The sequence below is a fragment of the Mycobacterium sp. PDNC021 genome (genome assembly GCF_048282635.1).
In the GTDB taxonomy this organism is placed as follows: Bacteria; Actinomycetota; Actinomycetes; order Mycobacteriales; family Mycobacteriaceae; genus Mycobacterium; species Mycobacterium llatzerense.
Window position 1 is genome coordinate 5,361,697 of sequence record NZ_CP182502.1, and the last position, 24,114, is coordinate 5,385,810.

Consider the following 24,114-nt stretch of genomic DNA (forward strand, 5'->3'; position numbering starts at 1 on the left):
TGGCAAGCATGTCTACTGCGCCCTACGGAGTCCGGCTGCTGGTCGGCGCGGCTGCGACCGCGCTCGAGGAGACCATCCGGCTCCCCCAAACGATCCTGACCTACCCGATGACGCTGGCCAGTCAGCTCGCCCAGCTGGTCATGAAGATGCAGCAGGACCTGGCCGAACTCGTCAACAAGGGTGACGAGACCCTCGAGCAGTGGTTCCCGCCGAAGGACGAGCAGCCGGAATGGGCCACGTTCGACGAAGATCTGCTGGACGCAGCACCGACTGACGGTGCTGCCGACACCGAGCTGCGCGACGGCGCCCGCCTCACCGAGGGCCGCTTCGCGCTGTACACGGACACGCCGAAGGCGACGACCAACGGCTCGGCCACCAACGGTGCCAGCGCGACGACTGCGATCGAGCCGGCAATTGTGACCGACCTCGACTACGCGGAGCTGACCCTGGCCCAGCTGCGGGCGCGGCTGCCCCAGCTCAAGGTCGACGACCTCGAGGCGCTGCTCGCCTACGAGAACAACACCAAGTCCCGCGCGCCGTTCCAGACGCTGCTGGCCAACAGGATCACCCGCGCGACCGCGAAGTGATGCGGTGACAGCTGCCGAGATACCGAACTCGGCCGAGAACCCGTGGCCGGTCCGGGCGGTGTCCACCCGGGTGGCCAAGTACATCGACCGGCTCGGCACCATCTGGATCGAGGGCCAGCTCACCGAGCTGAAGTTGCGGCAGTCGACGGCCTGGATGGTGCTGCGCGACCCGGCCGCGGACATGTCGCTGTCGGTCAGCTGCCCCCGCGCCCTGGTCGACGACGCCCCGGTGGCGCTGTCCGAGGGTACCCAGGTGATCATGCTGGGCAAGCCGCAGTTCTACACCCGCAACGGCTCATTCTCGTTGCGCATCAGCCAGATTCGCGCGGTCGGCATCGGTGAGCTGCTGGCCCGCATCGACCGGCTGCGCCGGCTGCTGGACGCCGAGGGCCTGTTCGATCCGCGACTGAAGCGTCCGATTCCGTTCCTGCCCAACACCATTGGCCTGATCACCGGCCGGGCGTCGGCCGCCGAACACGACGTCGTCTCCGTCGCCCAAAGCCGTTGGCCCGCAGTCCACTTCGACATCCGGAACACCGCCGTCCAGGGCACGAACGCGGTGCCGCAGATCGTGGAGGCCCTGCGCGCATTGGATGCCGAACCGGCCGTCGACGTCATCGTGATCGCCCGCGGCGGCGGTAGCGTCGAGGATCTGCTGCCGTTCTCCGACGAGACGCTGTGCCGCGAGATCGCCGCCTGCACCACGCCGGTGGTCAGCGCCGTCGGGCACGAACCGGACAACCCACTGTGCGACCTGGTCGCCGACCTGCGCGCGGCCACCCCGACCGATGCGGCCAAACGCGTCGTCCCCGACGCCGCCGCCGAGCAGGCCTTGGTGAGCGACCTGCGCCGGCGCAGCGCCCAGGCCCTGCGCAACTGGGTGCACCGCGAGGAGCGCCTCATCGAGGCGCTGCGCAGCCGTCCGGTCCTGGCCCAGCCGCTACAGGCACTCGACACGCACAGCGAGGTGATCACCCGGGCGGTGACGGCCGCGCGCCGCGACATCCGGCGGCTCATCGCCACCGAGACCAATCACGTGGGCCACCTGTCGGCCCGGCTGGCCACCCTGGGCCCAGCCGCGACGTTGGCCCGCGGTTACGCCGTGGTGCAGAACCTGTCGGCGGCGGGCGCGGTCCTGCGGTCGGCGCAGGATGCCCCGGCGGGAACCAGACTCCGAATCCGGGTGGCCGACGGCGCCGTCACGACCGTGAGCGAAGGAATATATGACGAACATTAGTCAGCTTGGCTACGAAAAGGCCCGCGATGAACTGATCGAGGTCGTCCGTCAACTGGAAGCGGGCGGGCTCGATCTCGACACCTCGCTCCAGCTCTGGGAAAGGGGCGAACAACTGGCAAAACGGTGCGAAGAGCATCTGGCCGGCGCCCGCAAGAAGGTCGAGGACGCGCTCGCCACGGGCGCCGACGACGAAAATTGATCAGTGCGGTAATTTTTGCAGCACCCTGTTAACTGAAACACGTTTCAGTTATGCTCCTGCACCATGCGTGATGCTTCCCTGACCACAGACCTCGGCCGTGTGTTGGTAACCGGCGGGTCCGGCTTCGTCGGCGCCAACCTGGTGACCGAACTGCTCGACCGCGGCCACCGCGTCCGGTCCTTCGACCGCGTCCCGTCGCCGCTGCCGGAGAACCCGAACCTGGAGACGCAGGTCGGCGACATCACCAACCCCGAAGATGTGTCGAAGGCTGTCGCCGATATCGACACGATCATCCACACCGCGGCGATCATCGACCTGATGGGCGGCGCGTCCGTCACCGAGGAGTACCGCAACCGCAGCTTCGGCGTGAACGTCGGCGGCACCGAGAACCTGGTGAAGCTGGGCCGGGCCGCGGGCGTCAAGCGGTTCGTCTACACCGCGTCGAACAGCGTCGTGATGGGTGGCCAGGACATCCAGAACGGCGACGAGTCCATGCCGTACACCACGCGCTTCAACGACCTGTACACCGAGACCAAGGTCGCCGCCGAGAAGTTCGTGCTGTCGCAGAACAATGTCGACGGCATGCTCACCTGTTCCATCCGGCCCAGCGGCATCTGGGGCCGCGGCGACCAGACCATGTTCAGGAAGGTGTTCGAGAACATCCTCGCCGGCCACGTCAAGGTGCTGGTGGGCAACAAGAACATCAAGCTGGACAACTCCTACGTGCACAACCTGATCCACGGTTTCATCCTGGCGGGCGAGCACCTCGTGCCGGGCGGGACCTCACCCGGACAGGCCTACTTCATCAACGACGGCGAACCGCTCAACATGTTCGAGTTCGCCCGTCCCGTCGTGGCCGCGTGCGGCCGCAAGCTGCCCGACTTCCGCGTCTCCGGCAAGCTCGTGCACCGCGCGATGATGGCCTGGCAGTGGCTGCACTTCAAGTTCGGCCTGCCCGAGCCGCTGATCGAGCCGCTGGCCGTGGAGCGCCTCTACCTGAACAACTACTTCTCGATCGCCAAGGCCAAGCGCGACCTGGGCTACGAGCCGCTGTTCAACACCGAGCAGGCCATGAAGGAATGCATGCCGTACTACGTCGAACTCTTCCGCCAGATGGAAGCGGCTGACGCCAAGTAGTTTCTGGCGCGTCACCCCTCCCCGCGAGCAGTCCCCCGCAAGCGGGTGGTACCCCCAGCAAAACTGTCAATCTCGTTGGAAATACGACAGTTTTGTGTCTGCTCGCGAGGATCTCTGCCGCGTTCAGCGGTAGAGATGCACCGGGTGCTGCGTTGATTTCTCGATGTTCGCCGAGGCTGCCAGGAGCAGATCGGTGCCGAGCGCGATCAGCGCACGGGCCGCCGCGATCTCCTCGCCGACCAACGGCGCACTCGGGTCTTTGGGATTGCGGTAGGCATCCCCTGTCGTGGAGAGCGTGTCGTCGCGGAGCCGGGCGTGCGCGCTGGCGTGGGTGTGGACGTCATCTTCGAAGAACTCGATCTCGACGTGCCACCTGTTGGTCAGATCCTTGTCGTACATGTCGATCACCTTCCCTAAACAAGCGTGCTCCTCCCGCCGCCCGTTGACCAGTACCGATTTCACGCACCTGCCGAACAGCCGCCGCAACCGGTAACGCACCCGTAAAGTCGAACGGGCACAGGAAAATCCGTTTCGACCGAGGAGCTCCGCAATGCCCAACGGCAAACCCAACATCCTGGTGATCTGGGGTGACGACATCGGCATCAGCAACCTGAGTTGTTACAGCGACGGGCTGATGGGTTACCGCACCCCGAACATCGACCGCATCGCCGCCGAGGGCATGCGCTTCACCGACTCCTACGGCGAGCAAAGCTGCACCGCCGGCCGGGCCGCGTTCATCAGCGGGCAGAGCGTGTACCGCACGGGCATGAGCAAAGTCGGCGTACCGGGCGTCGACATCGGTTGGGCCGCAGAGGATCCGACCATCGCGGAACTGCTGAAGCCCATGGGCTACGCCACCGGGCAGTTCGGCAAAAACCATTTCGGCGACATGAACAAGTACCTGCCGACCGTGCACGGGTTCGACGAGTTCTACGGCAACCTCTACCACCTCAACGCCGAGGAGGAGCCCGAGCAATTCGACTACCCGCACAAGGACCAGTTCCCCCGGCTCTACGAGCTGGCGCTGCCACGCGGTGTCATGGACTGCAGGGCCATCGACGAGGTCTCGACCGAGCCCGACGACGACAAGTTCGGTCCCGTCGGGAAGCAGACCATCGTGGACACCGGCCCCCTGACCGCCAAGCGGATGGAGACCATCGACGACGACATCGCCGACCGCACCGTCGACTACATCAAGCGGCAGCACGAAGCCGACACCCCGTTCTTCGTCTGGTGCAACTTCACCCACATGCACCTCTACACGCACGTCAAGCCCGAGAGCAAGGGCCAGGCCGGCATGTGGCAGTCCGAGTACCACGACGCGATGATCGACCATGACAAGAACGTGGGCACCGTGCTGGATGTGCTCGACGAACTCGGCATCGCCGACGACACCATCGTCATCTACTCCACCGACAACGGCCCGCACCGCAATACCTGGCCAGACGGTGGCACGACGCCGTTCCGCAGCGAGAAGAACACCAACTGGGAGGGCGCCTACCGGGTGCCCGAGTTGATCCGCTGGCCCGGAAAGATCAAGGCGGGCAGCGTATCCAACGACATCGTCCAGCACCACGACTGGCTGCCGACCCTGCTGGCCGCCGCGGGCGACCCCGACATCGTCGAGAAGCTCAAGAAGGGCCACAAGGCCGGCGCCGATGGCGAGACCGAGTACAAGGTGCACATCGACGGGTTCAACCTGCTGCCGTATCTGATGGGCGAGGTCGAGAACAGCCCGCGGCGCGGGTTCTTCTACTTCAACGACGACGCCGAGCTGGTCGCGATGCGCTTCGAGAACTGGAAGATCGTCTTCGCCGAGCAACGCTGCCAGGGCACACTGCAAATCTGGGCCGAACCCTTCACTCCGCTGCGGGTTCCCAAGTTGTTCAACCTGCGCACCGACCCGTATGAGTACGCCGACATCACGTCCAACACGTACTACGAGTGGTTCCTGCGACGAGATTTCTTCGTCTTCTACGCGACAGCCATGGCGTCGGCGTTCCTCGACACGTTCAAGGAGTTCCCGCCCCGACACGAGCCGGCCAGCTTCAGCATCGATCAGATCGTCAAGAAGCTCAACGAGTTCCTGGCGGCCGATTAGTGCTCGAATCCTGGCACGACGGCCCGACGAAGTCGGCGATCGTCGACTTCGTCGGGCGGGTCACCACCGACGGCCCGAATTACGTTGCGCCGCAAGACCGGATCGCGGTGTTCGACAACGACGGCACGCTGTGGTGCGAGAAGCCGGCCTACATCCAGCTGGATTTCCTGGTGCGCCGGCTGGCCGAGCAAGTCGCGGCCGACCCGGCGCTGGCGGACCGGCAGCCGTACGCCGCGGCCGCGTCGGGAGATCTCGCTTGGTTCGGCAACGCCGTCACCAAGCACTATCAGGGTGACGACGGCGATCTGAAAGTGCTTGGTGCGGCGGTGCTTTCGGCCCACTCCGGAATCACCGTCGAGGAACACGCCGCACGGGTGGCGGCGTTCTTCGCCGACGCTCCGCATCCGACGCTCGGCCGGCAGTACACCGCGTGCGGCTACGTGCCGATGATCGAGCTGCTGCGCTACCTGGAGGCGAACGGATTCACCTGCTACATCGCCTCCGGCGGCGGACGCGATTTCATGCGGCCGGTGACGGCTGCGATGTACGGCATTCCGCCGGAGCGGGTGGTCGGCAGTTCCGTTGCGCTGCAATACCAGGACGGCGAACTGCTCACGACGGCCCAACCGGAGTTCCTCGACGACGGGCCCATCAAGCCGGTGCGAATCTGGGGACGGATCGGGCGCCGGCCGATCTTTGCCGCGGGCAACTCCAACGGCGACATCGAGATGCTCGAATACGCCCGCGGCTTCCGGCTGCTGGTGCTGCACGACGATGCCGAACGCGAATTCGATTACGTCGCAGGCGCGGAACGGGCGCTGGAGCTGGCGAAGACCGATGGCTGGACCGTCGCGAGCATGCAGTCGGACTGGGCCGCCGTGTTCGATGACTGACGCACTGGCCTGGATTCCGGCGCAGACCGCCGTGCTGGGTTCCGACGAGCACTACCCCGAGGAGGCCCCCGCCCGCGAGGTCACCGTCGAAGGCTTCTGGATGCAGCCGCACCAGGTGACCAATGAGGCGTTCGGCGCCTTCGTCGACGCCACCGGCTACGTCACCGTCGCCGAACGGCCACTCAACCCCGCTGACTATCCGGGCGCCCCGGCGGAGAATCTGCAACCGGGCTCGATGGTGTTCCGTCGCACCCCCGGCCCCGTCGACCTGCGTCACCTCAGCCAGTGGTGGACGTGGACGCCCGGCGCGTGCTGGAACCACCCACTGGGCCCGAAGTCGTCGCTGCGGAACCGGGAGCACCATCCCGTCGTGCACGTGGCGTTCGAGGACGCTGCGGCGTACGCCGACTGGGCCGGGCTGGCCCTGCCCACCGAGGCGCAGTGGGAGGTCGCCGCCCGCGGCGGATTGGATCGCGCCACCTACTCCTGGGGCACTGAACCCGAGCAGCCCGGGCAGCGGCTGGCCAACTATTGGCACGGCGAGTTCCCCTACCTGCCGGATACCGGCTACGGCCAGACCACGCCGGTGGGCAGCTTTCCGGCCAACGGCTACGGCCTGTTCGACATGGCCGGCAATGTCTGGGAGTGGACCACCGACTTCTACGGCACCACCCGCGACAGCGGGCCGTGTTGCGCCGCGGACAGTTACGACCCCGATCAACCAGGGACACCGGTCCCGCGCCGGGTGATCAAGGGCGGGTCGTTCCTCTGCGCGGACAGTTACTGCCTGCGCTACCGGCCGGCGGCTCGTCGTCCACAAGCCGTCGATACGGGGATGAGTCACGTCGGATTCAGGTGTATACAGATTGAGTAATCTGTTCACTCCGCTCGGGGTGACGCGATCGCCTCGGCCCAGGAGAACCCAGTGAGCACACAGCGCAACGCCCTCGTCGTCGGTGGGGCATCCGGTATCGGCTGGGCCACCGCCCAAGGCCTGGCCGCGCAGGGCTACCGCGTCACCATCGCCGACCGGAACGCCGAACTCGCCGAAGCCCGCGCCACCGAGCTCGGCGCACCGCACACGTCGGTCGTCGTCGAGGTGACCGACGAAGCCTCCGTCGCGGCCGTCTTCGAGCAGGCCGGTGCGCTCGACGCCATCGTCAGCTGTGCCGGATTCTCGACCTTCGGACTCATCGTCGACATGCCGGTCGAAGATTTCCGGGCCGTCGTCGACTGCTGCCTGACGGGCTCGTTCATCGTCGCCAAATACGCCGGACGCCGGCTCCGCGAAGGCGGGTCACTGGTGTGCATCTCGTCGCTCAACGGCCGCCAGCCGGCCATCGGCATGAGCGCCTACAGCGCCGCCAAAGCCGGCCTGTCGATGCTGACCGAGGTGGCCGCATTGGAGTTGGGCCCCAAGGGAATTCGCGTCAACGCCGTCGCCCCCGGCTTTGTGGCCACCCCACTGACCGAGGGCGCGGCACTGATCCCCGGCGTCGTCGACGAGTACGTGGAGAACACCGCGCTGGGACGCGCCGGTACCCCCGAAGACATCGCGAACGCCGTGTTGTTCCTGTGCTCGGAGCAGGCGTCGTGGATGACGGGCGAGGTGCTCGACCTCAACGGCGGCGCGCACCTCAAGCGCTACCCCGACATCATGAGCCACCTGCTGAAGCTGACATCCGGGTAGCGATCGGCGACAAATCCGACAGAATCACCCGCATGGACACCGAATTCACGATCACCCAGAAGCGGGCGCTCGCCGTCGCAACGGTCGTCGCGGTCGGATTCGGCGCGTATTTCCTGCGGGGCCAGTTCATGCTGGTCGTGGTCGCCGGAGTGGTGGCCTACCTGTTCAACCCGCTGTTCCGCCGGCTGACGACGCGGCTGCGCACCGGACTGTCGGCCACCCTGACCCTGCTTGCCGCGCTGGTCGTGGTGGTCGTGCCGATCAGTGGGGCCGTCGCCATCGGCATCGTTCAGATCAGCAGCATGATCCGCAATGTGTCGGACTGGGTGAGCCGCACCGACATGGGCGCGCTGGGCACCCGCTCACTACAGGCCGTCAACGACCTGCTGGCACGAATCCCGTATCTGCACGACGTGACGCTGACGAGCGAATCGCTCCAGAAATGGATCATCACGTTCGCGCAGCGCGCCGGCGCATGGGGCCTGAACGTGCTGCAGGACGCGGCGGGCGGACTGTTCGGCGCGCTGGCTGGTGCGGTGATCTTCCTGTACGTGTTCATCTCGCTACTGGTCAACGGTGACGAGGTGGTCCTGCTGATCCGGCGGCTCAATCCGCTCGGCGAAGAGGTCACCGACCTGTACCTGGCCAAGATGGGCGCCATGGTGCGCGGGACGGTCCTCGGCCAGTTCGTCATCGCCCTGGCTCAGGGTGTGGCAGGCGCGATTTCGATCTATATCGCCGGATTCCACGACGGTTTCTTCATCTTCGCGATCCTGCTGAGTGCCCTGTCGGTGATCCCGCTGGGCGGCGGCATCGTCAGCATCCCGTTCGGCATCGGCCTGGCGTTGTTCGGCAATGTCGGCGGCGGACTGTTCGTCATCGCCTTCCACATCCTGGTGGTCACGAACATCGACAACGTGCTCCGGCCGATCCTGGTACCCCGCGCGGCCCGGCTGGATTCCGCGCTGATGCTGCTGTCGGTGTTCTCCGGGATCGCGATGTTCGGTTTCCTGGGCCTGGTGATCGGCCCAGTGCTGATGATCGTTGTCGTCACCACGATCAGCGTGTATCTCGCTGTGTACAAAGGTGTTCCGCTGAGCGAACCGGAACCCGACGAACCCCGGGCACCGGGACGCCTGTCCCGGCTGAGCGCCGCACTGTGGGCCCGAATGCGCCGATCGCAACCGGCTACCGCAGTGGCTGTGCCTGCTGCGTCGCCTCCGCGAGTGTCCGATAGTCCACCGGCCCCGCCGACCCACTGACCGCCACCTGAGCCGGGCCGGTCGGCCCGTCGAGCTTGGCGGTCCAGATCGGTTCGGTGCCCTGCTGGTCTTCGCCCGCACCCTCGTAGACCACCCAGTGCACGCCGCCCAGGTCCTGGGCACCGGTCGGGTACATGCCGGTGTGGATCGAGGCGACCAGCTTGTCCTCATCGGCATTGCTCTGCGTCAGCGCCACGAACATGCCGGCGGCGGTCAGATAACCCACCTTCGACGTCAGCGCCCGCGTGGGCTGCTTGGTGACGGGATCGATGCGACCCGCCTCGATGCTGCCGCGGGACCCGGAATTGGCATGCCACCCGGACGGCAGCTCGGGCACGCGGATCGGGATGTGCAGCGCCGCTGCGTCGGCCTTGAGGGCGGCCGGGGCGTCGTACTGCGGCGCCGGACCCTTACCCGGCCCTTGCGGTGCGAACGAGCACATCCCGAGCATCCCGGCCAGCGCGATACATGCCACGACCAGCGGGGCGATCGACCAGAACATGTCCCGGCCGTCCTGCAGCAGCCGGTCCTTCGCCGGGCGCGGCACCGGCACCGACTGGCCCTCGGCGACCACCTCGGGTGCGGGGAGCGGCTGGCCCTCAGGTTCCGGGGATGATGACGTCACGGTGCTCAGTATCCCAGCTCCCCGACGCGCACCGGCTAATGGGACAATCTGCGCATGACGCCTTCGCGCCGGGAAGCCCCAGACCGCAACCTCGCACTTGAACTCGTCCGGGTCACTGAAGCCGGGGCCATGGCCGCCGGCCGCTGGGTCGGCCGCGGCGACAAGGAAGGCGGTGACGGTGCGGCCGTCGACGCCATGCGTGAACTGGTCAATTCAGTCTCGATGCGCGGCGTCGTGGTCATCGGCGAGGGCGAGAAAGACCACGCCCCGATGCTCTACAACGGCGAAGAGGTCGGCAACGGCGACGGCCCCGACTGCGACTTCGCCGTCGACCCGGTCGACGGCACCACCCTGATGAGCAAGGGCATGCCCAACGCCATCTCGGTGCTGGCAGTCTCCGAGCGCGGCACCATGTTCGACCCGTCGGCCGTCTTCTACATGAACAAGATCGCCGTCGGCCCCGATGCGGCCGACGTCATCGACATCACCGTGCCCATCGGTGAGAACATCCGCCGGGTCGCCAAGCGGCGCAACGAATCTGTGGCCGATGTCACGGTGTGCATCCTGGACCGGCCCCGCCACGCCCAACTGATCAGCGAGGTCCGCGAGGCCGGCGCCCGCATCCGGCTGATCTCCGACGGCGACGTCGCCGGCGCCATCTCCGCCTGCCGCCCCGAGTCCGGGACCGACATCCTGGCCGGCATCGGCGGCACCCCGGAGGGCATCATCGCCGCGGCCGCCATCCGCTGCATGGGCGGCGCGATCCAGGCCGTCCTCGCCCCGACCGACGACGACGAGCGGCAGCAGGCCCTGGACCGCGGCTATGACCTGGACCGGGTACTGACCACCGAAGACCTGGTCGCCGGCGACAACGTCTTCTTCTGCGCCACCGGCGTCACCGACGGCGACCTGCTCAACGGTGTGCGTTACTTCGCCGGCGGTTGCACCACCCAGTCGATCGTGATGCGCTCGAAGTCCGGCACCGTCCGAATGATCGAGGCCTACCACCGGCTCTCCAAGCTCAACGAGTACTCCGCGGTGGACTTCACCGGGGACCTCTCCGCCGCACACCCCCTGCCGTAAATTCCGTTCACCTCAACCAAAGGGAGCACATGTCCGACAACGATGTCGAGTACCGGATCGAACACGACACCATGGGCGAGGTCCGGGTTCCGGTCAACGCCCTGTGGCGCGCACAGACGCAACGAGCGGTCGAGAACTTCCCGATCTCGTTCCGCGGCCTGGAGCGCACTCAGATCCGCGCGCTCGGCCTGCTGAAGGGCGCCTGCGCGCAGGTCAACAAGGACCTGGGTCTGCTGGCCGCAGACAAGGCCGACGCCATCATCGCCGCAGCCGGTGAGATCGCCGACGGTCTGCAAGACGACCAGTTCCCCATCGACGTGTTCCAGACCGGCTCGGGCACCAGCTCGAACATGAACGCCAACGAGGTCATCGCCTCGATCGCGGGCCGCAACGGCGTCGAGGTCCACCCCAACGACCACGTCAACATGTCGCAGAGCTCCAACGACACCTTCCCCACCGCCACGCACATCGCGGCGACGGAAGCCGCTGTGCGCCACCTGATCCCGGCGCTCGAGGTGCTGCACGAGTCGCTGGCCAACAAGGCCCGCGCGTGGCGCACCGTCGTCAAGTCCGGCCGCACCCATCTCATGGACGCGGTGCCCGTCACCCTGGGCCAGGAGTTCGGCGGTTACGCCCGTCAGGTGGAGGCCGGGATTGAACGGGTGCGCGCGTGTCTTCCGCGATTGGGTGAGCTGGCCATCGGCGGCACCGCCGTCGGCACCGGCCTGAACGCCCCCGACGGCTTCGGCGCCAGGGTCGTCGAGGTGCTCGTGAACCAGACCGGCATCGCCGAACTGCGCACCGCCACAGACTCTTTCGAGGCGCAGGCCGCCCGCGACGGACTCGTCGAGGCCTCCGGCGCACTGAAGACCATCGCAGTGTCGCTGACCAAGATCGCCAACGACGTGCGCTGGATGGGCTCGGGCCCGCTGACCGGCCTCGGCGAAATCCAGCTGCCGGACCTGCAGCCGGGTAGCTCGATCATGCCGGGCAAGGTGAATCCCGTTCTGCCCGAAGCGGTTACCCAGGTGGCCGCGCAGGTCATCGGCAACGACGCGGCGGTCACCGTCGGCGGCCTGTCCGGTGCCTTCGAGCTGAACGTGTACATCCCGATGATGGCCCGCAACGTGCTGGAGTCCTTCACGCTGCTGTCCAACGTGTCCCGGCTGTTCGCGTCCAAGTGCATCGACGGCCTCGTCGCCAACGAGGACCACCTGCGCACGCTGGCGGAGTCGTCGCCGTCGATCGTGACGCCGCTGAACTCGGCCATCGGCTACGAAGAAGCCGCCAAGGTGGCCAAGGAAGCCCTCAAGGAGAAGAAGACCATCCGGCAGACGGTCATCGACCGCGGCCTGATCGGCGACAACCTCTCCGAGGCCGAGCTGGACAAGCGCCTCGACGTGCTGGCCATGGCGAAGGTCAAGGACGGCGAGTAACTTTTCTGCGCGAGCAGACGTCAAAACCCCCAAAAATCATCCGATTTTGGGGGTTTTCGCGTCTGTTCGGCAGGGGCCTTCTCACAACCTGGGTGAAGCCAATGTGAACAGCTCCTTACTGGACAGATACTGCCGGGAAACGGGATTCGACCGTGTATTTGCGATCGTGTTGCAATGGCGGCCGACCTCAGTGATTCGTATCGAGGTACCCGGCTGGACGCCGTCCCGTGCATGACACACGGGCGCTACCACATGCCGCACACGCATGCCGGCGAACCGCTGCCGCGGCCCCAGACCGATGTCCTCAAACTGGTGACGACCTCACCGGGGCAACGGAATGCCGATGTGCTGCAGGCCAGGCTGTTCATCGAACTGCTCGAAGAAGAGCTGGGCGAGCTGAATCTGCAGCTGGCGGCGACGGAGCGCCGGGCGGCAAAACAGGGCGCCGACAAGCATCTCGAGGTGCTGCGTTCGAGGATGGCCGACATCATCGCCATGGTCGACGCGATCGCCGACCGCTTCCCCACTGCCTAGCGTTCCCTCGCGAGTCGTGGTTTGACGCGGTGGTGACAACGGACGGGTCGGGCCTGACGGGCTCGTCAACCGATTGATGTTCTCGATCGTGGCACAACAATGTGCCGGCGCGGCGCGGTGCCGGAGCGGGCGAGGAAGTCCGTGAACTCAATCGCGGTGGCAATGTGCCGGCGTTGATTGAACGCAGGGACTTCCTGGCGCCGGAAAAAGTACCTGGGTTCAATCACCGCAGCCGCACCTGCCCCGCAATTGAAGCCACGGACTTCCGATGGTCGCAAACGTCGGCAACTCACCCACGGATCCGTCGCGAACACGCAAATCAGATGATTTTGGGTTTGTCGTCGGAGCACCGACCCCTGAGGAAGCCGCTCGGCGGAACTACTGGCCGTTGTTCGAGCCGCCGGAGTTGGCGCCCGGGATGTCCGTGATCGGGATGTTCGGCATCGGCGGCGGCGACGGCGTGTTGGGCAGCGTCGGAATCTCCGCCGGCGGAATGTCGGTGAGCCCGTTGACCGGCGGGCCGTTGTCGCGGCTGCCGTAGCTGGTGCCCGGCTCGCGATGGCCGACCAGGTGGCTGACCGTCACCAGGTGGTAGCCGTTGGCCTTGAGCACCGGGATGAACTGCTGAACCAGATCGACTGTCGACGAGTAGGTGTCATGAAAAAGGACGACAGCGCCTGGTTTGATCTGCGTCATCAGCATGTAGCGGGTGGCCGCGGTGTTGGAGTCATTGGCCCAGTCGAAAGGGATGACGTCCCAGTTGATGTCGGCCAGGCCCTGCTTCTTGGCCTCGGCGAGCACCTGGTCGTTGATCAGGCCGCCCGCGGTGCGGACCAGCTTCGGCCGCTGCCCGGTGGCCTTCTCGATGGCGTCACTGGCCTTGCTGAACTGGGCCGGGATGTCCTCCGGCGGGATGGTCGTCATGTTGGGGTGTTCCCACGTGTGCTGACCGAGTTCCATCCCGGCGTCGACGACGCGCTTGGCGCCGGCCGGGTTGGCGGCGACCTTGTTGCCGATCTCGAAGAACGTCGCCTTGGCGTCGTTGTCCTGCAGGATTTTCAGCAGCCGGTCGGTGTACGGGCTGGGACCGTCGTCGAAGGTCAGCGCGATGCACTTGTACTTGCTGCAGTCGACTTCGTCGGCCTTGGCGACATTTCCGGTCTGGCACCCGACCACGACGATCGTCACGCCGGCGCAGACGCCGAGCACGGTCCGCCAGTAGGACCAGGCCTTGTTTTCGCGTCGTCTTGGCACCCAATCACCTTACCGACGCCGCGATTTGTGCACGAAAACCCGTGCTCAGCGCGGAAAATCGTGCACAAATCGCGGCGGTAGGTCAGGTCACGGCAGGGTGCCGGGGCTGATCTCCTCGAGCATCTCGGTGACCAGCGCGGCGATCGGCGACCGTTCGCTGCGCATCAGGGTGATGTGCGCGAACAGCGGGTGGCCCTTGAGCTTCTCGATCACCGCGGCGACACCGTCGTGCCGGCCGACGCGCAGGTTGTCGCGCTGGGCGACGTCGTGCGTGAGCACCACCCGCGAACCGCTGCCGAGGCGCGACAGCACCGTCAGCAGCACGTTGCGCTCCAGCGACTGCGCCTCGTCGACGATGACGAATGAGTCGTGCAGCGAGCGACCGCGAATGTGCGTGAGCGGCAACACTTCCAGCATTCCGCGGGACAGCACCTCTTCGAGCACGGCGGGGCTGGCCAGTCCTTCCAGAGTGTCGAAGACGGCCTGCGCCCACGGGCCCATCTTCTCGCTCTCGCTGCCCGGCAGGTAGCCAAGGTCTTGTCCGCCAACGGCATACAGCGGGCGGAACACCACGACCTTGCGCTGGGTGCGGCGCTCGAGCACCGCCTCCAGGCCGGCGCACAGCGCCAGCGCCGACTTGCCGGTGCCGGCCTTGCCGCCGAGTGAGACGATGCCGACGGATTCGTCGAGCAGCAGATCGAGGGCGACGCGTTGTTCGGCTGACCTTCCCCGGAGGCCGAACACTTCGCGATCACCACGGACCAGCTGCACCCGCTTCTCGGCATTGACCCGGCCGAGCGCGTGCGAGGTGCCGCCGAGCAACCGAATCCCGGTGTGGCACGGCAGATCCCGAGCCTCGAGAATGTCGACCTCGCCGTCGGCGAACAGCGTGTCGATGTCGTCCGGCGCGGCATCCATCTCGGTCATGCCTGTCCAGCCCGAGGTGATGACATCCTGCGCGTGGTATTCGTCGGCGATCAGACCCACCGCACCGGCCTTGACCCGCAGCGGAATGTCCTTGCTGACCAACGTGACTCGCTTGCCTTCGGCGGCAAGGTTGGCGGCGCAGGCCAGTATGCGGTGGTCGTTGGTGTCGGTGCGGAAGCCGGAGGGCAGCACCGACTGGTCGACGTGGTTCAGCTCAACCTGGAGCGAACCACCTTGTGTCCCAACGGGAATCGGTTGATCCAGCCGTCCGTGCTCCAAACGCAGGTCGTCGAACATGCGCAGCGCCTGCCGGGCGAACCATCCCAGTTCGTGGTGATGGCGTTTACCTTCCAGCTCGCTGATGACCACCAGGGGGACAACCACTTCGTGCTCGGCGAAACGCGTGCAAGCCCAAGGATCGGACAACAGCACGGAGGTATCGAGCACATAGGTACGGACCTGCGAATCAGACACGTGGCGCTCCTCGGCCCGTGCGGCCCCACACGAGTACTTCGGTGGACGCAGCGGTACCTGGACCGGGGCCGGTCCCAATCTCTAATCGGGTACCGCCCGGATAGCAGAGCAGTTCGCTAGCCATCACCGGCGACGCTACTCCCGGCTACCGCCCCACGCTGACGGCGCGCCGTGACTGTTTTGTGACGTCTAGATGAACTGAGCGAGCGACGGTTCGTCGCCCAGGCCCCACGCCTTGATGCGGTCGGAGATGACCGTACGCAGCGCCGCGGCGTCGAAGATGCCGGCGTCGGCAACCACCTGGACTTTGTCCTGGTAGGCGTCGATATCGGCGCCGATGACCTCGATGCCCGCAGCCCGGGCGGCGATGGCGGCGATGGTCTCGTCGCGGTGCGTCTCGAGCAGGTGGGTGACCAGGTTCGCGAAGAACTCCTCGTGCCGCTCTTCGTCACGCGCGATGCGGCCGGCCATGGCGGCGAGCACGGGCTCCTCGATCTGGGCCTGCAGATTGCGGGTGAAGACGGCGTGCGCACGCTCGAAGAACGCCATGAAGACCAGCGTCTCGATCTGGCTGAACTTGTCGGCCCGGTAGCCCTTCATGGCGTGCGCGACGCGGACGTCCTCGTTAGCCGTCGGGTCGATCTCGCGGCACACCACGAGGTAGTTGCGCAGCGCGATGGCGTGCAGGTGCTCCTCGGCGGTCCAGCGGCCCAGCCAGCGGCCCCACTTGTCTTCGAGGATGAAGTGCTCGACCAGCTCACGGTGGTAGCCCGCGAGGTTGTCCTTGGTGATGAGCAGGATTTCCAGCGCATCGGTGACCGGCTTGGGCAGCGTGACGCTCGAGGCATCCCAGTCGGTGCCACCGAGGAATGCGAAGTTCTCGCCCTGCTCGAACGGCACGTAGTCGTGGGCGTACCAGGCTTCCTCGGTCCCGAGGTGCCGGGACAGCTCGTGGCCCACGACGGGATCGAGCTCAAGGGTCAGCGCGTTCGCAACGGGTTTCGCAGCCATGAAAGTAACTGTAACCCGAGTTCACATGTTTTTGAAATCAGCCTCGCCGAGAAAACGCACCTTCAGCCGTGGAGGCCTTTGAGCATCACGAGGACGAACACCACGTTGGCGATCGTCAGGACGACCCCGATGATGATCGCCGCCAGGGCCAGACCACTACCGTCCTGGCCCGTCCTGGCGATCTGGGATCGCGCGACGAAGCCGAGAATCGCGCCCACCACCGGAACGAAGAAGGCACAGATCAGCGCGGCCGTCGCCAGCCCGTTCGTACCTGCAGCACCGGGCACCCGAACTCCCGGCGCCCTGTCAGCGGTGACCGGGCTGCCGTCCGGCGTATAGCCGACGACCGGATAGATGGGTTGGCCTTCGGGGGTGTACCCGAGCGGGGCCGCAATGGCGACCCTTGCCTGCGCGCGCCGGACCGCCCCGTTGTAGCCGGCGCGGCGGATCAACGCCACGAACGAACCGACGACCAAGACCACACCGATCACGATGGCGATCGCGTTACCCCGGGTCCGCATCGCATAGCCGCCGTGGCTGGCTATCGAGTTGATGCCGGCGATGACGGCGACGGCCCCCGGAATCGACAACACAGCGAGGACGACGAAAGGACCTATGGGCTTTGCCTGCGCGGTCGGTGGGAGTTCTTTTCGCCCGGGCCCCATGGCGAGTACAACGACCCCGACGAGCACGAGCAGAATGACGACGGGAAACAAGAAAGCCAATGCCAGACCCCCTTCAGTGCCAGCGACACTGCGTGGCGCGTGTCCGCTGAGGACGCTAGCCGATATGGAGCCGCGGAGGGCCGATTCTCAAGAGCAAATGTTAGCCAGCGCAAGCAAACGTGGGGCCTGTGACCGCAATCTCGCGATTTCTGCGGTCACAGGCCCCACGTTCGGCGCAAACTCAGAGCGTCAGACCCGGGTACAGCGGGTTGGCGTCCAGCATCTCGGCCGAGGCCGCGCGGACGCGGTCGGCGGTGCCGTCGGCCAGCGTGTACTTGGCCTTGGACGGGCCATTCGACGCCGCGGTCGGCTGGGTGTTCGACAGCACATCGACCACCAGCTCGGCGACCTTGTCGAACTCGTCGGCGCCGAAGCCACGCGTGGTCAGTGCCGGGGTGCCGAAGCGGATGCCACTGGAGTACCAGGCGCCGTTCGGGTCGTTCGGGATCGAGTTGCGGTTGGTGACCACACCGGCGTCCAGCAGCGCGGACTCGGCCTGCCGGCCCGTGAGCCCGAAGGACTGCACGTCCAGCAGCACCAGGTGGTTGTCGGTGCCGCCGGTGACCAGCGTCGCGCCACGCTTGAGGAAGCCGTCAGCCAGCGACTTGGCGTTGTCGGCGACGTTCTGGGCGTAGGTCTGGAACTCGGGCTGGCGGGCCTCGGCCAGCGCGACGGCCTTGGCGGCCATCACGTGCGACAGCGGGCCGCCGAGCACCATCGGGCAGCCCTTGTCGACGGCCGGGGCGTATTCGTCGGTCGCCAGCACCAGGCCACCGCGCGGACCGCGCAGCGACTTGTGCGTCGTCGTGGTGGTGACGTGGGCGTGCGGCACCGGGTTCTCGTCGCCGGTGAACACCTTGCCCGCGACCAGACCGGCGAAGTGCGCCATGTCGACCATCAGGGTGGCGCCGACCTCGTCGGCGATCTCGCGCATCTTGGCGAAGTTCACGCGGCGCGGGTAGGCCGAGTAGCCGGCGACCAGTACCAGCGGCTTGAACTCGCGGGCGGCAGCGGCGACGGCGTCGTAGTCGATGAGGCCGGTCTGCGCATCGGTGCCGTAGCTGCGCTGGTGGAACATCTTGCCCGAGATGTTCGGGCGGAAACCGTGGGTGAGGTGGCCGCCGGTGTCCAGCGACATGCCCAGCAGGCGCTGGTTGCCCAGCTTGCTGCGCAGCTTCTCCCAGTCCGCCTCGGACAGGTCGTTGACGTGCTTGGCGCCCAGCTCGGCGAGGCCGGGGGCCTCGATGCGGGTGGCTAGAATGGCCCAGAACGCGACCAGGTTGGCGTCGATACCCGAGTGCGGCTGCGCGTAGGCGTACGGGGCGCCGAACAGCTCACGGGCGTGCTCGGCGGCCAGCGCCTCGACGGTGTCGACGTTCTGGCATGCGGCGTAGAACCGGTGCCCGACGGTGCCCTCGGCGTACTTGTCGGAGAACCAGGTGCCCATGGTCAGCAGCACGGCGGGCGACGCGTAGTTCTCGCTGGCGATCAGCTTCAGCGAACTGCGTTGATCCTCAAGCTCTTTCCGGGTCGCCGCGGCAATGCGGGGCTCGACCTGCTCGATGACCCGCAGCGCCGCCTGATAGGCCTCGCTGGCGGTGGCGGCGTAGCCGGCACCCAGGCCGGACTTGGACACGGAAGCGTCTGCGGTCATGCGTTCAGAATAGTGCGCTGGTCTCTGCGCTCCTGCCCCAGGATGGCTAGCCCGTGGGCGGGTACGGCGGCTGCACAGCGGCGAGACCTTTGGTGAGCTTGGAGAACAGCACGCACCACGCGACCGGCCCAGCGATGATGCAGCCCCACCAGAGCAGCCCGCTCACTGTTTCCGACCAGGACGGCTCACCGAGCAGTTTCATCAGGATCGACGGATAGGTAGGACCGTCACCGCCATCGGGAGCGAACAACCCGAAGCCGAACATCGCCGACCACACGGCGACCTGGGCGCGCGTCTGCCCGACTGTGAGGTCCCACCCGGGCAGCCGGCGAATCATCCGGGTGGTGGCCGACAGAGACGCCAGCAGCACAGGCGAGAAGAAGACCGTGAACAGCGCTATCCAGCCCAGCGGCACGAACAATCCCCGCCCGATCGCCATCCACACCACCAACAGGACGTTGAGCGACATGGCCTGGCCGGCGGCGTCCCGCCGCAGGGTGGACGTCATTCGACCCTAGTTCCGCAGAGCAGACGGGATCAGCGGCTCATCGAGGAGTCGGCCGAACCGGGCGGTGAGGCTGACATCGTCGGGGCGGGCGTCGAGCCAGCCCCGCAGCAGGCGGTAACCCTCGACATACGTCGACGTGTACGCGCGCCACAGCGGCGACGACAGGAACCGCATGGACTGCCGCGCCCGCTCCGGGCTGGTCAGCAGCCAGCGCTGCAGGAAGGCGACGACCTCGTCGGCGTCGCGGTGTTCGTCGTGCAGCATCAGCGCGGCGTCCTGACGCACGTCGGCCAGCGCGGCACTCGCCGCGGAGATCGCCTCGGCGCGTTCACCGTCGAAGCGCAGGCCCAGGTCGGCGTAGATTTCGGCGGCCCAACTGCCCCAGTTGTCGGGCACCGCCGCGTGCAACGCCAGGTCCGCCAGGCCCTCCGCCATCAGGCACTGCGGGGTGTTGACCAGGAAGATCGTCTGCTCGGCCTGACCGCCCAGCTCGACGAGGCCGGCTTCCTTGCGGCAGTGCTCGGTGTGGTGACCCGGGTACGACTCGTGCGCCACCAGCCGCGGCAGGTTCGACATCTGCTGCTTGAGGTCTGCGTTGACCGCGACAGTCGACCGGAAATTGCCCTCGTAGTAGTTGAAGCCCGACCACGGCTTGTCGGTGACGATCTCGTAGTTGATCGTCTCGGTGTCGGGCAGCGGGAAGTCCGCCCGGACACGGTCCCGCAGCGCAGAGGAGAACGCGTAGATGCACTCCTCGAGCCGCTCGGGCGGAATCTCCTCGCCGGATCGGTGGGCCTGCATGCGCTCGACCAGCGGGCCGCTGCCGCCCAGCGCCTCGTCCAGCGCGCGGTGCGCCTCGCGGTACCGGTCCTCGTCGCCTTTGGCGATCGAGACGTCGAAGTAGTCGCGGACCTCGTCGACGAAGCCGACGTCCTCCCCCGCGAACTTGCGCCCCGCACAGTCCAGGGCCCGCAGATGGGCCTTGAGATAGTCCGCACGCTGCGGGTTCAGGCCGGAACCGTCGACCTCGCCGTGCAAGCGGCGCGCCTGCCGGGCCAGCGCCGCGGGGTCCGGTGCCGCCTCGTCGGCGACCGCGGCCCGCAGCGCGGGGTCCCCGGTGAACGAGTCGACGTAGCCCTCCTCGATGCGGTCGAACCGCAGACCGAGCAGCAGATATTCGCGGATCAGGCCGTCGGCGGCGGTATCGGTAACCGGCATCGGGATATGCCGAGTGCTCATATCCGCCACGTTAGCCGGTACCCCCGCGTTCACCGCGCGGCAATTACTGCAAGACTGGGCGCATGCCGCGGCCGAGCGAGCCGAGTCCCTACGTCGAGTTCGACAGGCGCCAATGGCGCGCACTGCGTATGGCGACTCCCCTGAAACTCACTGCTCATGAACTGCTGGGTCTGCGCGGTATGGGCGAGCAACTCGACCTGCTCGAAGTCGAAGAGGTCTATCTGCCGCTGGCCCGTCTGATCCACCTGCAGGTCGCCGCCCGGCAGCGCCTCTTCGCGGCCACCTCCGAGTTCCTCGGCGAGCCACAACAGAGCCCGGACCGGCCGGTGCCGTTCATCATCGGCGTGGCCGGCAGCGTCGCCGTCGGCAAGTCGACCACCGCCCGTGTGCTGCAGGCGCTGCTCGCCCGGTTCGGCCACCACCCGCGCGTCGACCTGGTGACCACCGACGGCTTCCTGTACCCGAACGCCGAGCTGATGCGCCGAAAGATCATGCACCGCAAGGGTTTTCCGGAAAGTTATGACCGTCGTGCGCTGATGCGCTTCGTCACCGCGGTCAAGTCGGGCGCCGATCAGGCGTCCGCCCCGGTGTACTCGCACCTGATCTACGACATCGTGCCCGGCGAGAAGGTCGTCGTCCGGCATCCCGACATCCTGATCATCGAGGGACTCAACGTCCTGCAGACCGGGCCGGCCCTGATGATCTCGGACCTGTTCGACTTCTCGGTGTACGTCGACGCCCGGATCGAAGACATCGAGCAGTGGTACGTGTCGCGGTTCCTGGCCATGCGCGCCGGCGCGTTCGCCAATCCGCAGTCGCACTTCCACCACTACTCGACACTGACCGACGAGCAGGCGATCTTCGCCGCCCGCGATATCTGGCAGTCGATCAACCTGCCCAACCTGATCCACAACATCCTGCCGACCCGGCCGCGCGCCACCCTGGTGCTGCGCAAAGACGCCGACCACGCCATCAACCGGCTGCGCCTCCGCAAGCTCTAGACAGTGATTTGTGCACGATCTTCCGCGGCAGGCGCGGAAGATCGTGCACAAATCGCTGGGAGTCAGGCGCGGCGAACGCCCTGGTATTGGAGCTCGGCCATCGCCAGCGTGTAGACGGCGCTGACGACCATCATGGCCACGCCCGTCGTCGTCAGTGGCCAGATGTCGTCGACGATGGCCAGTATCGCGGCGATGGTGAAGACCACGTTGGCGATCGCGACGGCGATGCCGGGACGGCGCACCGCCGCCATGGTCGACAACCCGTAGACGACGGCGCCGTAGCCGACGAGGACCGCGGCCAACACGTAGACGGCCGACTGCGGGATACCCGACTCCGCCGCCACGGCGCCGGCCGCGGCCGCCAGGATGACGCCGGCGGCGCCGCTGATAAGCGCATCGGCCCGGAGGGCCAGACGAAGCAGGCGGTCGGATCGTACGCGGACGGGCGAGGTGATGGTGGTCATGGATTTTCCTTTCGTTGGAGAGGGTGATTTCGGCGTGATTTGTCGCGGTGATCGCTACGAATCACGCCGAAATCGCTGGGAAGGCCGGTGCGGGGACGTCGACTGCAACCTCTTTCAGTGACGCCCCCGCACGGCGGGGAGGGAGTCACGCCAGACGACGCACTCCGAGGTATTGCAGCCAGGCGCAGCCCAGGCCGACGGCCATGATCGCCAGCACCAGGACGTTGCCTGCCGCGGTCAGCGGGAGCACCCCCGAGGCCAGCGCCCCGAGCACCGCGACGGTGCCGACCAGGTTGCCGATCAGCACGCCGGTCCCGACGCGCCGAATCCGGGGTACCGCGGCTAGGACGTACAGAGCAAACCCCCAAACGACCAACACGGCGCCGATGATCCATTCGGACGTCGCCGACAGCCCCGACAACCGGGACAACGGATCAGCGGTGAAAGCCATCAGCAGGCCGGTCAGCGAGCACAGCGTGCCGTCGACCCGGAGGGCGAAACGGAGCAGGGAATCGGAACTGTCGGACAGTGGTCGGGTGTGAAGTCCTGGGTTGATGGCGGTCATGGCGGTCGCTCCTTGCGGTGCCGGTGTGGGGACACCCATGACACTGCCCGGACCGTGCTGCCCGGTCTGCACCAAACGCTGCCGAATACTGCCAGGCACTGCCAACCGCAGGTCAGCGCCCTGAAGGGCCTAACTCGACGTTGATACCGGGGTACCGCGCAAGTCGGCGGCGATCACCCGGGCGGCCGCGTTCTGCCAATTGTGCAGCGACCGCTGCGGCACCTCGGTGACGAACCACTGCCAGGCCTGGCGCGCCACCGGGTCCAGCCCGGAGGCGGTGGCGTTCTGTGCGTAGGCCCGGACGCCGACGACGTACGGGAAGTACAGCGAGTTGTAGTGGCGCCACTGCTCGGTGGTGCCGAAGTCGCCGGCGTCGCGCGGCTTGAGCGCCGAGATTCGATCGGCCAGCAAATCCTTGAGTTCGTTGGCGCGCTCCAGCGGCTGGTCGGGTGCGCCGCGCCGGGCCAGCCGGTCGTCGATCACCGGCAGGGTCGTCAGCGGCGATGCGACGAGCTTCGAGAGGTCGGCGTAGTGGCCGAGGGCGCGTCGGGTCAGGCGGACGAAAGTCTCGTCATCGACGTGGTCCAGCGGATTGGTGGCGCGCAGTGGCAGCGCCGCCTCGGTGCGACGCAGTGCGGCGCGGTCGGCCCGCAGGTCCGGTTCGCGGGCGAACGCCAGCCGGTCCAGCAGCCCCGACAACGGGTCGGCCAGCACGTTGATCGCAATCGCCACCGCGAGGCTGGTGAACAACAACACCATCAACGCCACATGCTCACCGGTGACCGCCAGACCGATCAGCACCTGCCCGCCGAACAGCACCGACACCGCCATGCTGCCGACCAGTGAGCGGCGCATGCCCGCGCGCAGGGCCTGCCCCTCGTCGAACGCGTCCCACCACGCCACCGCGATACCTAGCAGCAGCACGTCGAAAGCGGCCGAGGCCAGCACCACCCAACTCGGCAGGAGCCCCAGCGGGATCAGCAGAATCGCATTGCCGAGCCCGAAGAAGACGGTCGCCGCCACCACCGCCGGGACGATCTTGCGCGACGACGCGCCACGGCGCAGCCGTCGCACCGCCAGCACCAGGGCGCCGAACGCCGACAAGGCGATGGCGCCGACCATGACCCAGTGCCCGGGCCGCAGCGGCGGGTGCACGCCACCGGATATCCCGGCCCCCACCAACGCGATGACGGCCACCGCCGCCACCACAAAGAAGCCCCGCCGGCTCCGTGTCGAATCGACCGGCCGGGACAACTCGAGCAGCACGGTGAGCCAGGCGATGCCCGGCAGCACGGCCAGGTACGCCTCGACGTGACTGAGCAGACCAGTGGGTGCACCGCTGCCCAGCCGGATCGCGTCGACGGCGACCACCACGGCGAAGCTGCACAACCCGACCGCGGACCACGCCAAGATGGGCTTGCGGGGATCCCGCGCCAACAGATACAGCCCGAGCCACCAGCTCAGGGCGAAGACCACTGCCGACAGCGCAGCCATGTCTTCAGTTTGGC

General features: G+C 66.9%; 25 protein-coding genes. 13 read left to right on the top strand and 12 right to left on the bottom strand.

Going from position 1 to position 24,114, the window contains the following annotated elements:
- Nucleotides 1-8 precede the first annotated feature (8 nt).
- The 4 genes from ACNO8X_RS25585 to ACNO8X_RS25600 all read left to right on the top strand — a co-directional run bounded on the left by ACNO8X_RS25585 (nt 9) and on the right by ACNO8X_RS25600 (nt 3,160).
- Entirely contained in the window at nt 9-587 is a 579-nt protein-coding gene (locus ACNO8X_RS25585; protein ID WP_418003271.1) for a lipid droplet-associated protein, read from the top strand.
- Nucleotides 588-606: 19 nt separating this feature from the next.
- On the top strand, nt 607-1,824 hold the full coding sequence (gene xseA / locus ACNO8X_RS25590; protein WP_418006034.1) for an exodeoxyribonuclease VII large subunit: 1,218 nt from the start codon (nt 607-609) through the stop codon (nt 1,822-1,824).
- A complete protein-coding gene (locus ACNO8X_RS25595) occupies nt 1,811-2,023 on the top strand; it encodes an exodeoxyribonuclease VII small subunit (RefSeq protein WP_043395723.1) in 213 nt (70 codons plus the stop codon). Before xseA ends, ACNO8X_RS25595 begins: the two co-directional genes overlap by 14 nt.
- Nucleotides 2,024-2,086: 63 nt before the next feature.
- Nucleotides 2,087-3,160 carry an NAD-dependent epimerase/dehydratase family protein gene (locus ACNO8X_RS25600; RefSeq protein WP_418003272.1) on the top strand — a complete coding sequence of 358 codons (1,074 nt, stop codon included), beginning with the start codon at nt 2,087-2,089 and terminating at the stop codon, nt 3,158-3,160.
- Between the two features lie 123 nt (nt 3,161-3,283).
- Here the strand turns inward: ACNO8X_RS25600 and ACNO8X_RS25605 are convergent, their stop codons facing one another.
- Nucleotides 3,284-3,559: a dsRBD fold-containing protein gene (locus ACNO8X_RS25605; protein WP_418003273.1), complete on the bottom strand. Its 276-nt coding sequence runs from the start codon at nt 3,557-3,559 to the stop codon at nt 3,284-3,286.
- A 151-nt stretch (nt 3,560-3,710) separates the two neighbouring features.
- On the opposite strand from ACNO8X_RS25605, the gene ACNO8X_RS25610 reads away from it, so the two are divergent.
- From ACNO8X_RS25610 to ACNO8X_RS25630, 5 genes are read left to right on the top strand one after another with little or no spacing between them, the layout of a single operon-like run.
- Nucleotides 3,711-5,261 carry an arylsulfatase gene (locus tag ACNO8X_RS25610; protein WP_418003274.1) on the top strand — a complete coding sequence of 517 codons (1,551 nt, stop codon included), beginning with the start codon at nt 3,711-3,713 and terminating at the stop codon, nt 5,259-5,261.
- A complete protein-coding gene (locus ACNO8X_RS25615; protein ID WP_418003275.1) occupies nt 5,261-6,154 on the top strand; it encodes an HAD family hydrolase in 894 nt (297 codons plus the stop codon). Before ACNO8X_RS25610 ends, ACNO8X_RS25615 begins: the two co-directional genes overlap by 1 nt.
- Complete coding sequence (locus ACNO8X_RS25620) at nt 6,147-7,028, top strand: formylglycine-generating enzyme family protein (RefSeq protein WP_418003276.1); 882 nt, start codon at nt 6,147-6,149, stop codon at nt 7,026-7,028. The genes ACNO8X_RS25615 and ACNO8X_RS25620 overlap by 8 nt, the downstream gene beginning before the upstream one ends.
- 51 nt (nt 7,029-7,079) lie before the next feature.
- Complete coding sequence (locus ACNO8X_RS25625) at nt 7,080-7,844, top strand: SDR family NAD(P)-dependent oxidoreductase (protein WP_418003277.1); 765 nt, start codon at nt 7,080-7,082, stop codon at nt 7,842-7,844.
- Nucleotides 7,845-7,876: 32 nt separating this feature from the next.
- Nucleotides 7,877-9,106 (top strand): AI-2E family transporter, encoded by a 1,230-nt coding sequence (locus tag ACNO8X_RS25630; RefSeq protein ID WP_418003278.1) that lies wholly within the window; start codon nt 7,877-7,879, stop codon nt 9,104-9,106.
- Here ACNO8X_RS25630 and ACNO8X_RS25635 read toward each other — a convergent pair.
- Entirely contained in the window at nt 9,033-9,731 is a 699-nt protein-coding gene (locus ACNO8X_RS25635; RefSeq protein ID WP_418003279.1) for a DUF4245 domain-containing protein, read from the bottom strand. The genes ACNO8X_RS25630 and ACNO8X_RS25635 overlap by 74 nt on opposite strands.
- Before the next feature lie 54 nt (nt 9,732-9,785).
- Between ACNO8X_RS25635 and glpX the strand changes: the two genes are divergently transcribed.
- From glpX to ACNO8X_RS25650, 3 genes are all read left to right on the top strand, one after another.
- The gene (gene glpX, locus ACNO8X_RS25640; protein ID WP_418003280.1) at nt 9,786-10,814 is read left to right on the top strand and encodes a class II fructose-bisphosphatase; all 1,029 of its coding nucleotides are present in this window, start codon (nt 9,786-9,788) and stop codon (nt 10,812-10,814) included.
- 29 nt (nt 10,815-10,843) lie between these two features.
- Entirely contained in the window at nt 10,844-12,250 is a 1,407-nt protein-coding gene (locus ACNO8X_RS25645) for a class II fumarate hydratase (protein WP_418003281.1), read from the top strand.
- 174 nt (nt 12,251-12,424) lie between these two features.
- Nucleotides 12,425-12,784, top strand: a complete 360-nt coding sequence (locus ACNO8X_RS25650; protein ID WP_418003282.1) for a hypothetical protein — start codon at nt 12,425-12,427, stop codon at nt 12,782-12,784.
- A gap of 378 nt (nt 12,785-13,162) precedes the next feature.
- Here ACNO8X_RS25650 and ACNO8X_RS25655 read toward each other — a convergent pair whose 3' ends face one another.
- From ACNO8X_RS25655 to ACNO8X_RS25685, 7 genes are all read right to left on the bottom strand, one after another.
- Nucleotides 13,163-14,038: a polysaccharide deacetylase family protein gene (locus ACNO8X_RS25655; RefSeq protein ID WP_418003283.1), complete on the bottom strand. Its 876-nt coding sequence runs from the start codon at nt 14,036-14,038 to the stop codon at nt 13,163-13,165.
- An 87-nt stretch (nt 14,039-14,125) separates the two neighbouring features.
- Nucleotides 14,126-15,439 (bottom strand): PhoH family protein, encoded by a 1,314-nt coding sequence (locus ACNO8X_RS25660; RefSeq protein ID WP_043395757.1) that lies wholly within the window; start codon nt 15,437-15,439, stop codon nt 14,126-14,128.
- A 189-nt stretch (nt 15,440-15,628) separates the two neighbouring features.
- Nucleotides 15,629-16,450 carry an acyl-ACP desaturase gene (locus ACNO8X_RS25665; protein ID WP_043984703.1) on the bottom strand — a complete coding sequence of 274 codons (822 nt, stop codon included), beginning with the start codon at nt 16,448-16,450 and terminating at the stop codon, nt 15,629-15,631.
- A gap of 62 nt (nt 16,451-16,512) precedes the next feature.
- Entirely contained in the window at nt 16,513-17,175 is a 663-nt protein-coding gene (locus ACNO8X_RS25670) for a DUF4190 domain-containing protein (protein ID WP_418003284.1), read from the bottom strand.
- Nucleotides 17,176-17,356: 181 nt separating this feature from the next.
- On the bottom strand, nt 17,357-18,829 hold the full coding sequence (locus ACNO8X_RS25675; RefSeq protein WP_418003285.1) for a glycine hydroxymethyltransferase: 1,473 nt from the start codon (nt 18,827-18,829) through the stop codon (nt 17,357-17,359).
- A gap of 46 nt (nt 18,830-18,875) precedes the next feature.
- The gene (locus ACNO8X_RS25680; protein ID WP_418003286.1) at nt 18,876-19,337 is read right to left on the bottom strand and encodes a hypothetical protein; all 462 of its coding nucleotides are present in this window, start codon (nt 19,335-19,337) and stop codon (nt 18,876-18,878) included.
- A gap of 6 nt (nt 19,338-19,343) precedes the next feature.
- Nucleotides 19,344-20,576: a DUF885 domain-containing protein gene (locus tag ACNO8X_RS25685; RefSeq protein ID WP_418003287.1), complete on the bottom strand. Its 1,233-nt coding sequence runs from the start codon at nt 20,574-20,576 to the stop codon at nt 19,344-19,346.
- A gap of 62 nt (nt 20,577-20,638) precedes the next feature.
- Here ACNO8X_RS25685 and coaA point away from each other — a divergent pair, with 62 nt between their 5' ends.
- Entirely contained in the window at nt 20,639-21,577 is a 939-nt protein-coding gene (coaA, locus tag ACNO8X_RS25690; RefSeq protein WP_133763418.1) for a type I pantothenate kinase, read from the top strand.
- A 62-nt stretch (nt 21,578-21,639) separates the two neighbouring features.
- Here the strand turns inward: coaA and ACNO8X_RS25695 are convergent, their stop codons facing one another.
- The 3 genes from ACNO8X_RS25695 to ACNO8X_RS25705 all read right to left on the bottom strand — a co-directional run bounded on the left by ACNO8X_RS25695 (nt 21,640) and on the right by ACNO8X_RS25705 (nt 24,100).
- Nucleotides 21,640-22,041, bottom strand: coding sequence for a hypothetical protein (locus tag ACNO8X_RS25695; protein ID WP_418003288.1), 402 nt, complete (start codon nt 22,039-22,041; stop codon nt 21,640-21,642).
- Nucleotides 22,042-22,186: 145 nt separating this feature from the next.
- Nucleotides 22,187-22,606 (bottom strand): hypothetical protein, encoded by a 420-nt coding sequence (locus ACNO8X_RS25700; RefSeq protein WP_418003289.1) that lies wholly within the window; start codon nt 22,604-22,606, stop codon nt 22,187-22,189.
- Between the two features lie 129 nt (nt 22,607-22,735).
- Nucleotides 22,736-24,100 carry a hypothetical protein gene (locus ACNO8X_RS25705; RefSeq protein ID WP_418003290.1) on the bottom strand — a complete coding sequence of 455 codons (1,365 nt, stop codon included), beginning with the start codon at nt 24,098-24,100 and terminating at the stop codon, nt 22,736-22,738.
- Between the last annotated feature and the right edge of the window lie 14 nt (nt 24,101-24,114).